This window comes from Williamsia sp. z71 (genome assembly GCF_059553375.1).
In genome coordinates, this window is record NZ_JCANWX010000007.1 from 337667 (window position 1) to 349990 (window position 12324).

Below are 12324 nucleotides of genomic sequence, written 5' to 3' on the forward strand. Positions count from 1 at the left end.
GCTCGGCGGCCAGATCGGCACGCTCGGCGGTGATTTCGGCACGCTCGGCGGTCAGGCGAGTTGTGCGGCGAGTCCTTCGGCGGTCGTCACCGGGAGTCCACACACCGATCCGCGGCAGACGTAGGCAGCCGGTTCACCATTCACCGGGGGCCGTCCGGTCAACAGCGGCTGGGAATCGACGACTCCGCCGACGACGATCGCACCGCCCGGTGCTCGCCGTCGCGCTTCGGTGAGCAGTCCGGTGGAGTCCACGTCGGGCTGGGACACGGCGACCTGAAGCGGTCCGGCCAGCCACGCGGACGTGACGGCCAGCCAATGCCCGGCCGATCTCGGCAGCTTTGCCAGCAGCACGCCACCACGGGTCAGGGTGTCGTCGGCCAGCGCCAGGTAACCGTCGGCACCGCGTGGTATGCGGTCGACCGGGGCAAGCGGCGCGGCGGTCAGCAGCGCCTCGGCCACCAACGAGGTGCCCGCCGGTGTTGCACCGTCGATCGGGTCCCGCGGTCGGGTCAGCAAGGCGTCGGCGTCCGATCCGGCGTCGTACCAGGAGCCCGACACCTCCGGATCGGCAAACAGATCGATGGTGCGGTCGAGGAGATCGAGACCGCGGTCTCGCCAATGCTGTTGTCCGGTCACCTGATAGAGCGCCAGCAGTGCGGTGACCAGTGCGGCGTGATCGTCGAGCATCGCCAGCGGCTCCCCGGCCACACCGTCGAGCGACGACCGTCGCAGCCGACCGTCGACCTCATGCCGCGCGAGCAGTTCTCCGGCGCACCAGGTGGCCAGGTCGATCCAGTCCGGACGACCGAGTCCGGCGCCGGCTTCGGCGAGCGCGGTGATGGTCATGGCATTCCAGCCGGTCACGACTTTGCCGTCGATACCGGGCTGCGGCCGGGACGCCCGCGCGGCCGACAACCGGGTGCGCACCGATTCGAACCGGTCGATGTCGTCGGGATCCGCGCGCAGTTGCAGGGTCGAGGCGCCGTCTTCGAAGGTGCCGGCGGCGGTCACGGTGAACAGTTGCGCCGCCCACTGTCCGTCCTCGGCACCGAGTACGTCGATCAACTCCTGCGGCGTCCACACGTACGTCAGTCCCTCGCGGCCGTCGGTATCGGCATCCAGGGCCGAGGCGAAACCGCCGACGACCCTGAGGTCGCGGTCCAAGAATCCGATGGTTTCCTCGGTGACCTTCTGCGCCAACGGATCTGATGTGGTGCGCGCCAGATGCGCGTACACCCTGAGCAGTTGCGCGTTGTCGTAGAGCATCTTCTCGAAGTGCGGGACGACCCAGTCCTGGTCGACCGCGTATCGGGCGAAACCACCGGCGAGCTGATCGTAGATACCACCGCGGGCCATCACCGCCGCGGTGCGTTGCGCCGCCTGAAGGCCGCGCGGGTCACCGGTGCGCTCCGATTCACGGATCAATCCTTCGAGCAGTGCCGACGGCGGGAACTTCGGCGCGCCACCGAAGCCGCCGTACTCGCGGTCCTCGTCCTCCAGGACCTTGGTCACCGCGTGTTCGAGCAGCGGGCTGTCGATGGCGAACTCGGGATCGGGCAGGCCGGCAGCGTTGGCGGCGAGTTGCTCGGCGACCGCCGACCCAACCCGGTGAACCTCATCACGTTTGGTGTTCCACGTCTCGGTGATCGCATCGAGAAGCTGGACGAACGACGGCAGACCGTGCCGCGGCACCGACGGGAAGTAGGTGCCGCAGTAGAAAGGCTCGCCGTCCGGCGTCAGGAAACAGGTCATCGGCCAGCCACCCTGGCCGGTCATCGCGACGGTGGCGTTCATATAAATCGCGTCGATGTCGGGCCGCTCTTCGCGGTCGACCTTGATGCAGACGAAATGCCGGTTCATCACCGTGGCGGTGGTGGGGTCCTCGAACGACTCGTGCGCCATGACGTGGCACCAATGGCAGGCCGCATAGCCGACCGACAACAGGATCGGTACGTCACGCTCGCGCGCCCAGTCCAGCGCGTCGGCACCCCACTGCTGCCAGTGCACCGGATTGTCGGCGTGCTGGCGCAGATACGGACTTGTCGCCTCAGCGAGACTGTTGCTGTCTCGGGTCACCATCGGTCCCGTCGTCGGCGGCCTGATCGTCCTCAGGATGGTCCCAGTCGAACTTCTTCGGCAGTTTCTTGAGGTGCCGGTTCATCGACCAGATCAAGAAAACCGTTCCGACCAGCAGCAGAACGACAACCAGCAGCCCCAGCGGGGACGCCTTGCCGAACTCCGGGCCCTCGGGGGCGGCGAGTATGTCGGTCAACTGTGCTGCGGCATAGGTCATGTTCATCCGACAACCTCCTCATCAGCGGTGATTCCGGCGAACAGATCGGTCTCGGGGATCGCGGTCTTCACGCGGGTCTTGGCCAGCTCGAACTCTTCGGTCGGCCACAGTCGCTGCTGCCACTCCATCGGGACCGCGAAAAAGATGCCGTTGGGGTCGATCTGCGTGGCGTGGGCCAACAGCGCCTCGTCGCGCTTGGGGAAGTAGTCGCCGCAGGTCACCTGCGTGGTGACCCGGCCCATCGTGTTCCCGCGCTCGGGGTCCCAGTTCGCCAGCCACTCGGCGAAGGGACTCTCCTTGCCGATTTTTGCGTACTCGTCAGAGAACAGGATCATCCGGTCGCGGATGAATCCGTGGGTGTAGTAGATCTTCGACACCGCCCAGGGCTCCCCGGCATCAGGGAACTGTTCGGGATCGGCAGCGGCCTCGTAGGCGGCCATCGACACCTCATGGTCACGGATGTGGTCGGGGTGCGGGTACCCGCCGTGTTCGTCGTAGGTGATCATCACGTGGGGCTTGAACTCCCGGATCACCTTGACCAGCGCCTCGGTCGGGATCTCGAGCGGGATGGCCGCGAACGAGCCCTCCGGTAGCGGCGGTTTCGGATCCCCTTCGGGCAGGCCCGAGTCGACAAAGCCCAGCCACTGCTGGCGCACACCGAGCGCAGCCGCCGCCTTGGCCATCTCTTCGCGACGCACCTCGGGTAGGCGCTCGACGATGCCCGGCAGGTCCATCGCGGGATTGAGGATGTCGCCGCGCTCGCCACCGGTCAGAGTGACCACCAGGACGTCATTGCCCTCGGCGGCGTACTTGGCCATCGTGGCCGCGCCTTTGCTGGACTCGTCGTCGGGGTGCGCATGCACCGCCATCAGTCGTAGTCCGCCCACGCGATTTCCTCACCTTCACAACAGATCGGTATTCGGGTTCAATACTCCCACCGTCCGGACGGACCATGGCGCACCGGTACCCGGTTCTGCCTCCATGGTAGGTATGAACACATGACAAGCCCTCGCACACCACCGTCGGGGCGCTACCCCACCGACCGTTCACCACGCTCCCGCCGCGTGTGGTCGATAGGCCTGACTGCCCTGGTCATCGCCCTGGGCGTGCTCATCGCGTGGGTCGGTTACAACAACTTCTCCGACCCCGACATCTCCGGGGAGGCCACCGGCTACGAGATCCTCGATGACACGAGTGTTGAGGTGAATTTCACAGTCACCCGCAAGGATCCCGAGGTCCCGGCCACCTGCATCCTGCGTGCCCGATCCCTGGACGGTAGCGAGACCGGTCGCCGCGAGGTGTACATCCCGGCGTCCACCGAATCCCGTTTATCGATGTCGGAGGTCGTCAACACCTCGGCCGCCCCGGTGGTCGGCGAGGTCTATGGGTGCAGCAAGAACGTCCCGGAATATCTCGTCGCGCCGTGATCTGAAACCACCGCTCCTGGTCGTTCGGTCGACCGACAGAGGTATCTGCCCGCGACCGGCTCACCTGCACACATGCTCGATGTCTACGTTTCGATGCCTTTCCGTGACTAACTTTCCCGCCGCCGATCGCGACGGACCAAGTGGGTCGGCAACGAAAAGGATTAATCGATGAAAAAGACTGTGGACAGGCTCTTTTCGACGACCGTGTCGTCGGCCCGTACCTGGGTGGCCGTGGGTGCGGCCGCGGTACTGATCACCGGCATCTCCGCTTGCTCGGACTCCGACGACGACGGGGCCGGAGCAAGCAGTCCGACGTCGTCCACATCCTGGGCCTCGAGCGTCACGGAGATGCCGGGGACGACACAACCGGCCGGCCGGACAGAAACCGTCACCGTGCCACCGCCCGTCACGATCGATCCGAACGATCCGAACGATCCGAACGATCCGGGCGGCAACCCGGATCCGGACGACAACTCCTCATGCGATCCCGACAACTCTGCCGCCATCATCGACGCCGCGATCGGCCAGATCGACCCGCCGGTACCCGACGGCCGATGGGTTCCGGCGGAGAACAACTTCAGTTGCGCCGGCTTCACCTATGTCGCTCTGGCAACCGAGGGCGGCACGGTGTCGTCCCCCTTCCAGTTGGCCTTCTTCTACGACGGTGCACCTGTGGGCACGGGGTGCAACCTCTCGTACCAAACCGTCACCGGCGCCGACGACAGTGAGGTGTTCGTCACCTACCGGTACATCGTCGGCGATGAACCCAATGCAGACCCGCAGGGCCAGGTCGATGTCAGCTACCGCTGGACCGGTTCCGGAGTGGAGAGGATCGGCGCACTGCCCGGGGCATTGACACCGAATGGGTGTTGATCGCCCATAATCGGCACCCATGACATCCACGAACCAGTCTGGGCAGCCGGACTCGCTCACCGCCAAGGGAACGAGTCCGGCGTTCGCCACCGTCGCAAGTCCGTACTATCCGATGCTCGTCGGCCTCTTCGTCGGCGTGATGATGATCAGCAACATCACCGGCACCAAGGGTGTGGTGCTGTTCTCCGACCTCCACTTCGACCTCGGTCCGCTGTCCATGGACGGACTGGTGACCGACGGCGCCTTCTACCTCTTTCCTCTCGCCTATGTCCTCGGCGACGTGATCAGCGAGGTCTATGGCTTCCGGGCGATGCGACGCACCATCCTGGCAGGTTTCTTCGTCCTGCTGATCGCCTCCTTCTGCTTCTGGCTGACCATCAAGCTGCCTGCCGCGGACTTCTACGACGGCCAGGAATCATTCGAGACCGTCGCCGGTGTGCTCCCCCAGTTCCTGGCGGCCGGCCTGGCCGGATATCTCGTCGGCGAGTTCCTCAATTCCTGGGTCCTGGTGAAGATGAAGGCGCGGTCCGGCGAGAAGCACCTGTGGGCCCGCCTCCTCGGTTCCACCGTGGTCGGCGAGTTCTTCGACACGCTGGTTTTTTGTGCGATCGCGGCCAGTGCCCTGGGCATCTCGACGTGGTCTGATTTCCTGAATTACGCACTCATCGGCTTCATTTGGAAGACGCTGGTCGAGATAGCGATCATGCCGTTGACGTACGCGGCCATCAGGTGGCTCAAGAACCGCGAACCGACCTACCGGGCCGAGCCGTCCCAAGGGGCATAATTGTGTAGGAATTGGGGATCCGTACACGTCACCTGGTAGTCTGGGCTGATACACGGTTCCGGAAGGGGCCGTGTTGCTGTATTTAACGAGAGGGAGTGATCGAGCATGACCGACACCGAGGTGACCTGGCTTACCCAGGAGTCCCATGATCGGCTCAAAGAGGAGCTCGACGCGCTCATCGCGAACCGTCCGGTGATTGCCGCCGAGATCAACGAGCGGCGCGAAGAGGGAGACCTCAAAGAGAACGGTGGCTACCACGCTGCCCGTGACGAGCAGGGCCAGCAAGAGGCCCGCATCCGACAGCTCCAGGAGCTCCTCAACACCGCGAAGGTCGGCGAGACACCCACCCAGTCCGGTGTGGCTCTGCCCGGTTCTGTCGTGAAGGTGTACTACGACGGCGACGAGTCCGACACCGAGACATTCCTGATCGCCACCCGCGAACAGGGATCGTCCGAGGACAAGCTCGAGGTGTACTCGCCGAAGTCACCGCTGGGCGGCGCGCTCATCGACGCCAAGGTCGGCGACACCCGCAAGTACACCGTGCCCAGCGGCGCCACCGTCTCGGTGACACTCGTCAGCGCGGAGCCGTACCACAACTAGACCCCCCGCAAATGGTGGCTTCTGGCAGCCGAACCCGCAGGTCGGGGTTCGCCGGAAGTCACCATTTTTGGTTTGTGGCCTTGTGGGTACACCGCATCCATGACTGATTCGACCAGCACCGCCCGACGTATCGCCGAGCTCGCCGAAGCGCACCCGGAGTACACCGCCATCGCGTTCGACAACGACGGCAAGATCATCGACTGGAAGACCACCGGCGACTGGGTCAACGGGTCGCACGAGGGCGAGCGGCTCCACGTCGTCGAAGGCGACGACCTCAACGAACAGTCGGTGCAGGCGCGCCTCGACACTTAGACCGGATACGCAACAAAAGGTGACGTCCCCCGATCGGGGGACGTCACCTTTGGGTTGTCAGCGATATCAGCGCGGAAACAGGCGCCGACGCTTCGAGGTGGTCGGCGCCGACAACAGACCGGCCTCGAGATCGGCGCGTAGCTGTCCGACCGTTTCAGCCGAATCGGACTTGTTGGTGCCGATGAAACCGGAGGGTCCGCGTTTGATCCATCCGGTGACATAGACGCCGGTCATCGGGGTGCCGTACTGGACGACCCGTCCTCGATCGTTGGGGATGACACCGCGTGCGCCGTCGAAGGGCAGTCCGGGCACCGCGACACCCTTGTAGCCGATCGACGTCAGCACCAGCCCGGCCTCGACCGTCTCGGTCTCCCCTGTCGATTCGATCCCACCCGTGCCTGGATCGAGCTGATTGATCCCGAACTTCACGCCGGCGGCCGATCCGTCCGCGTCGGCGACGATCTCCTGCGGCGACCGCAGGAAGCCGAATCTGATCACCGGCCCCGATCGTGATGCGCGCTGGGACAGTTCGGTCAGTAGTGCGAGTTTGGCCGCGATGGTGTGGTCGTCCGGTGGACCGAAGGAGGTCAGCAATTCCGGATCGACGGTGACATTGGCCCCACGGTCGGCCAGTCCGACCAGTTCGGGCAACGTGAATGCGGCATGGGCCGCGCCCCGGCGCCCGACGACACAGACCTCTTCGACCTTCGAATTGCGCAGCGCGTCCAACGCCGCCTGCGAAATCGAGGTCGAGGCAAGGGCTTCGGGATCAGTGGTGAGGATCCGGGCGACATCGAGCGCGACGTTGCCGTTACCGATCACGACCACCCGCCGATGTGAGAGGTCGAAGTCACGATCGGCAAAATCCGGATGGCCGTTGTACCAGCCGACGAATTCCGTTGCGCTGGCGACGTTGTCCAGACCGATGCCGGGGATCTCAAGCCGTCGGTCCGTTTTCGCACCACCGGCATAGATGACGCCATGGAAATCGCGGCGCAGATCGTCGAGCGCGACGTCGCGTCCGACCTCACAGTTGAGCATGATGTCGAGGCGATCATTACGTGCCATCTCATCGAACAGCGCCATCACCTTGCGGGTCGAAAGGTGATCGGGCGCAACACCATAGCGCGCAAGACCGAAGGGTTTGCCGAGGCGTTCGTACATCGTGACGTACACGCCCGGATAACGCAGCAACTCGTCGGCCGCGTACATCGCCGACGGCCCCGTCCCCACGATCGCAACGCGGATGTCGCCGCCGCCCGGCACCGCGATCGGTTTGGGTTTGCTGATGGGCGCCAGTGGCAGACGTAGCTTCTCGTCGACCGGGAAACGGACCGGCAACGGCGACACCGTGTCGTAGTGGGCCGCGTTGATCTCGAGATACCGCTCGTCCTGCGGGTCGATGCGATGACCGGGGACAATCGCACCCACCGGGCAGGCACTGACGCAGGCTCCACAATCGACGCAGGTGGACGGGTCGATGTACAGCATCTCCGAGGTCAGGAAATCGGGCTCGTCCGGCGTGGGGTGAATGCAATTGACCGGGCAGGCGTAGACGCATGAGGCGTCGGCGCAACACGCCTGGGTGACAACGTGCGGCACGGGCTACGCTGCCGTGTAGGCGGGCTCGCTGCGGAACCGCGAAGGACGTCCGCCGATACCGAGGATCCGCCACAGGAACCGCGAGACCGGGTTCATCAGGCCACATTGCTGCGCCAGCATGCGGACATCACCGAAGACGTTGCGCAGGAACTGCTTCGAGTTCTCCGACTTCCAGAACAGCTCCTTCATGACCTGATCGGGAACGTCGAACTCCTTCTGGAAAGACCTCGGCGGCACCACGATCGCACCGCAGAGCACACGCATGATGATCGGGAACATCAGCGACAACAGGAACCGCTGGACGAGGCCCTTCTTCGGGACGGTCTCACGCAGCAGATGATGGGCGAAGGAGATGTGACGCGCCTCTTCGGCGACGTGTAGCTGCATCACGGCCATCATGGTCGGGTGCATCTCATCGCGGTTGCGCAGGAAGTCCTTCTGGATGTGATCGATCGGCTCTTCGCCGCCGAGCACACCGAAGAAGAACAGGCTCGGGAAGATCGTGGACGCGAGCGGCACCAGCGGCGAGATCATCCGGTACCCGAGCTTTGCGCCGGGTACATCGACACCGGTGCGGTTCACGAACTCCTGAAACATCAGGGTGTGATTGCACTCTTCTTTCGACTCGTGCGTGGTGTAACGGAACTCGCGCGCTCCGTTGGGCAGCTTGAAGCTGTACTGCATCAGTCCACGGATGAGGATCGACTCGAATTGCAGACCGACCTTGGCGACATTGGCCTGGCGCCACATCCCGATCTTGATCTGCTTGTCGACAGGGAGATTCTGGTACCAGGGGTGCCGACCGATCGGGTCGACGTCCTTGGACAGCACCCAGCGGGGGTCGTTGTCGACGACCGCCATGTGCGGTGCATCCCAGTCGATATCGATGTACGGGTCGAAATTGCGGTGCACCGACGCGCTCGACAGGTCATCGAGGACCTGGTCGTAGTTGTCACCGGTAGCCGCCTTGGTGTGCTCCGGGACATACTTCAACGCTTCAGTCATCTTCGCCTCCTCGATGCAACATGTTCACATGACGCTAGAAGGCCGACGCGAACTTGTCAACGCCCGTTGTTAAATCAACGAGCGTTGTTACGCCCAGTTCGGGCGATGCGACGAGGAGGCCGAGCCCTGACCTGGGATTATTTGCTGCCACGCCCCCAGTTGAGGCCCCACCGGAAATGTTTGTCCATCTTGTCGCCGCCGGAGAAATATTCGACCGCACGGGTCACGCTCACCCCGTTGCCGCCGACCTCGATGAGAACGATGGAGGCCGTGCGCAGGCTGTTCTTGGCCGAGTCCATCCGTACCTCGATCGGCGGTCCGAACTGCGACTCCACCGTGACGACCCCGTCGACCGCGGCCCAGTTCGGGCTGCCCTCGTAGATGTCGGCGAAGATGAGGATGCGCCGGAACACCGAGGGGTCGGCCAGGTTGATGAACATGTTCTCGCCGCCGGCCACGCTTCCGGAACGGTCGTCCTGATCGAGTTTGATGTACGGCGGCTTCTCCAGGGAGCCGAAGTTGCGATCCAGCGCACCGATTCCGCCGCGGGACCCGTCGGCCAGCTCGTACAGGCAGCGCAGATCGAGGTCGACGGAACTCTTGCGTTTGAAGAATCCGCCCGTGGCCGGCGCCTGTGCCCAGTTCAGGTTGACGCGAATGGTCCCGCCGGACGAGCCCGACTTCGCGAGGTTCACCGTCGGCTGCGCCTTGGTCAAGGTGATCTTGCTCAGCTGGACCGGCGGGGTGGCCGGTGCGGCGGCGGGTGGCGTCGACGGTGGCGGCGGTGTCTGCGCCGGCTGCTGTGTCGGATTGCCGCGCTTTGTGTAGTCGATTCCCATACCCGTGAGCCTAGTGCGGGAGCGGCGGTCTCGTACTGATGCCGACAGGGACCGTCAGCAGGCAAAGACGGCGTCAGGCCACCGAATAGCCGGCGCGGGCCAGCGCGGACCGGACCCTGGCCTGATGATCGGGTCCCTTGGTCTCCAGACTGACCGTCACCGCGACCTCTCCGAGGCTCAGTTCGCCACTGACCCGCGAGTGGATCACGTCGACCACGCTGACGTTCAGGTCGCGCAGCAACTCGAGCAACGCGACCAGCCCACCAGGTCGGTCGGGCACCGTCACGGTGATCGTCAGATACCGCCCGGAGGCCCGCAGACCGTGCGTGATCACCTGCGTCAGCAGCAGCGGGTCGATGTTGCCGCCGGACAGCACCACGCAGACCTGTCCGTCGAGTTCGAGATCGGGCAGGCTCGTCAACGCCGCGACCGCCGTCGCGCCGGCCGGTTCGACAACCAGCTTTGCGCGCTCCAGCACCAGCAGAAGCGCCTGCGAGATCGATTCCTCGCTGACCGTGACGACCTCGTCCACCAGGTCCTGCACGTGCGCGAACGGCACCGCGCCGGGCAGTGCCACCGAGATGCCGTCGGCCATCGTGTTCATCGACCGGGCCTTGACCGGCTTTCCGGCCGCGAGCGAATCGGGCCAGGCCGCCGCGGACGTCGCCTGTACCCCGATCACCCGCACCTCTGGGCGGTGCAGTTTGACCGCGGCGGCCACCCCGGCGAGCAGACCGCCGCCGCCGAGGGGTACCAGCACGGTCCCGACGTCGGGCAACTGCTCCAGAATCTCGATCCCCACCGTGGCCTGCCCGGCCACGATGTCGGGGTGGTCGAACGGGTGGATCAGGATGGCGCCGGACTCTTCGGCGTAGCGGGCCGCGGCCTCCAGGCTCTCGTCGACGGTCTCGCCTTCGAGGACCACGGCGGCGCCGTAGGCCCGGGTTGCAGCGATCTTGGGCAGCGATGCACCGGTGGGCATGTAGACGCGTGAGGCGATACCCAGGGTGGCGGCCGACCACGCCACACCCTGCGCGTGGTTGCCCGCACTGGCCGCGACCACACCGTTCGCCCGCTCGGTGGCACTGAGTCCGAAAATCCGGACGTACGCGCCCCGCGGCTTGAAAGAGCCTGTGCGCTGGAGGTTTTCACACTTGAGCCACACGTCGTGGCCACATCGTTCCGACAGCGCCCGCGACGCCACCACCGGCGTCCGGCGCATCGTCGGTGCCAGCAACTGCACCGCTCGGTCGATGGATGCCTGATCAATGCTCACAGGGTCAGCCTGCCACCCCTCAACGCAGAATTCGCGCCGCTTACCTGCGTGTGCGCCGGTTGCAACCGGCGCGAACGCAGGTAAGCGGCGCGAATTCGGAAGGACGGGAGTGTCAGCTCAGGGCGTTCTCGATGTCCCCGAGCAGGTCACCGATGTCTTCGATACCGACCGACAACCGGACGAGGTCATCAGGGACCTCCAGCAGCGACCCGGCGGTCGACGCATGGGTCATCGCGGCGGGATGCTCGATCAGCGACTCGATGCCGCCGAGTGACTCGGCCAAGGTGAACACCTCGGTACGGTCACAGAACTGCTGCGCAGCTTCGAGACCACCGGCCACCCGCACGGAGATCATGCCGCCGAAACGCTTCATCTGCTTGGCTGCCGCCTCGTGGCCCGGGTGGTTTGCCAGACCGGGGTACAGCACCGAATCGATCTTCGGATGCGAGAGCAGGAAGTCGACGATCCGCTCCGCGTTGTCGCTGTGCCGGTCCATGCGGACGGCCAGGGTCTTGATGCCGCGCATGGTCAGGTACGCGTCGAACGGTCCGGGTACCGCGCCGGCACCGTTCTGCAGGAACGCCAGATCGGTGTCGAGCTGCTCGTCGTCGGTGATCAGCGCGCCGCCGACCACATCCGAGTGACCACCGAGGTACTTGGTGGTCGAGTGCAGCACCACATCGGCACCGAGGGTCAGCGGACGCTGCAGGTACGGCGAGGCAAAGGTGTTGTCCACCACGAGCTTTGTGCCGGCCTCGTGCGCCACACCGGCCAGGGCCTCGATGTCACCGATGTTGAGCAACGGGTTGGTCGGGGTCTCGATCCAGACCAGCTTCGTGTTGGGGCGGATGGCCGCCCGCACCGCGTCGACGTCGGTGACCGGTGCCACCGAGTATTCGATCCCCCACTGGGAGAAGACCTTGTCGATCAACCGGAAGGTGCCGCCGTAGGCGTCGTTGGGGATCACCAGGTGGTCACCCGGCCGCAGGGTGGCCCGCAGCAGCGCATCGGTGGCAGCCATGCCGGATGCGAAGGCCCGTCCGAAACTTCCGTCTTCGAGCGCGGCGAGGTTGGCCTCGAGCGCCTGCCGCGTCGGGTTTCCGGTACGGGCGTACTCGAATCCACCGCGCATTCCACCGACACCGTCCTGGGCGAAGGTGGAACTGGCGTAGATCGGCACGTTGACCGCACCGGTCAGCGGATCCGGTTCGTATCCGGCATGAATCGCCTTGGTGGCAAAACCCTGCCAGTTGTGCGAGTCGGACTTACTGCGCTGCTCACTCATGGCAACCAGCCTAGTGCCCCGAAAATCG

Annotated in this window: 12 protein-coding genes and 1 pseudogene; 5 read left to right on the forward strand and 8 right to left on the reverse strand. The window is 65.0% G+C overall.

The window, feature by feature from the left end; all coding sequences use genetic code 11:
• Positions 1 to 51: 51 nt before the first annotated feature.
• The 3 genes and pseudogenes from AC51GR_RS18835 to mca all read right to left on the reverse strand — a co-directional run bounded on the left by AC51GR_RS18835 (position 52) and on the right by mca (position 3162).
• Entirely contained in the window at positions 52 to 2079 is a 2028-nt protein-coding gene (locus tag AC51GR_RS18835; protein WP_496326167.1) for a thioredoxin domain-containing protein, read from the reverse strand.
• A pseudogene (locus AC51GR_RS18840) lies at positions 2078 to 2299 on the reverse strand (hypothetical protein); the annotation flags it as partial. The pseudogene AC51GR_RS18840 and the gene AC51GR_RS18835, both read right to left, overlap by 2 nt.
• The gene (gene mca, locus AC51GR_RS18845; protein WP_496326248.1) at positions 2296 to 3162 is read right to left on the reverse strand and encodes a mycothiol conjugate amidase Mca; all 867 of its coding nucleotides are present in this window, start codon (positions 3160 to 3162) and stop codon (positions 2296 to 2298) included. The pseudogene AC51GR_RS18840 and the gene mca, both read right to left, overlap by 4 nt.
• A gap of 129 nt (positions 3163 to 3291) precedes the next feature.
• Between mca and AC51GR_RS18850 the strand changes: the two genes are divergently transcribed.
• The 5 genes from AC51GR_RS18850 to AC51GR_RS18870 all read left to right on the forward strand — a co-directional run bounded on the left by AC51GR_RS18850 (position 3292) and on the right by AC51GR_RS18870 (position 6289).
• A complete protein-coding gene (locus tag AC51GR_RS18850; protein WP_496326168.1) occupies positions 3292 to 3720 on the forward strand; it encodes a DUF4307 domain-containing protein in 429 nt (142 codons plus the stop codon).
• A 168-nt stretch (positions 3721 to 3888) separates the two neighbouring features.
• Positions 3889 to 4593, forward strand: coding sequence for an LppP/LprE family lipoprotein (locus tag AC51GR_RS18855; protein WP_496326169.1), 705 nt, complete (start codon positions 3889 to 3891; stop codon positions 4591 to 4593).
• 19 nt (positions 4594 to 4612) lie between these two features.
• The gene (locus AC51GR_RS18860) at positions 4613 to 5377 is read left to right on the forward strand and encodes a queuosine precursor transporter (protein WP_496326170.1); all 765 of its coding nucleotides are present in this window, start codon (positions 4613 to 4615) and stop codon (positions 5375 to 5377) included.
• A gap of 105 nt (positions 5378 to 5482) precedes the next feature.
• A complete protein-coding gene (greA, locus tag AC51GR_RS18865; protein WP_020108804.1) occupies positions 5483 to 5977 on the forward strand; it encodes a transcription elongation factor GreA in 495 nt (164 codons plus the stop codon).
• 99 nt (positions 5978 to 6076) lie between these two features.
• A complete protein-coding gene (locus AC51GR_RS18870) occupies positions 6077 to 6289 on the forward strand; it encodes a hypothetical protein (RefSeq protein ID WP_496326171.1) in 213 nt (70 codons plus the stop codon).
• Between the two features lie 66 nt (positions 6290 to 6355).
• Here AC51GR_RS18870 and AC51GR_RS18875 read toward each other — a convergent pair whose 3' ends face one another.
• From AC51GR_RS18875 to AC51GR_RS18895, 5 genes are all read right to left on the reverse strand, one after another.
• Positions 6356 to 7891: a 4Fe-4S binding protein gene (locus AC51GR_RS18875; RefSeq protein WP_496326172.1), complete on the reverse strand. Its 1536-nt coding sequence runs from the start codon at positions 7889 to 7891 to the stop codon at positions 6356 to 6358.
• A 3-nt stretch (positions 7892 to 7894) separates the two neighbouring features.
• A complete protein-coding gene (locus tag AC51GR_RS18880) occupies positions 7895 to 8896 on the reverse strand; it encodes an AurF N-oxygenase family protein (RefSeq protein ID WP_496326173.1) in 1002 nt (333 codons plus the stop codon).
• 137 nt (positions 8897 to 9033) lie between these two features.
• On the reverse strand, positions 9034 to 9735 hold the full coding sequence (locus AC51GR_RS18885; RefSeq protein ID WP_496326174.1) for a TerD family protein: 702 nt from the start codon (positions 9733 to 9735) through the stop codon (positions 9034 to 9036).
• Between the two features lie 73 nt (positions 9736 to 9808).
• Positions 9809 to 10957, reverse strand: coding sequence for a threonine ammonia-lyase (gene ilvA, locus AC51GR_RS18890; protein WP_496326249.1), 1149 nt, complete (start codon positions 10955 to 10957; stop codon positions 9809 to 9811).
• Between the two features lie 166 nt (positions 10958 to 11123).
• Positions 11124 to 12296: a cystathionine gamma-synthase gene (locus AC51GR_RS18895; protein WP_496326175.1), complete on the reverse strand. Its 1173-nt coding sequence runs from the start codon at positions 12294 to 12296 to the stop codon at positions 11124 to 11126.
• Between the last annotated feature and the right edge of the window lie 28 nt (positions 12297 to 12324).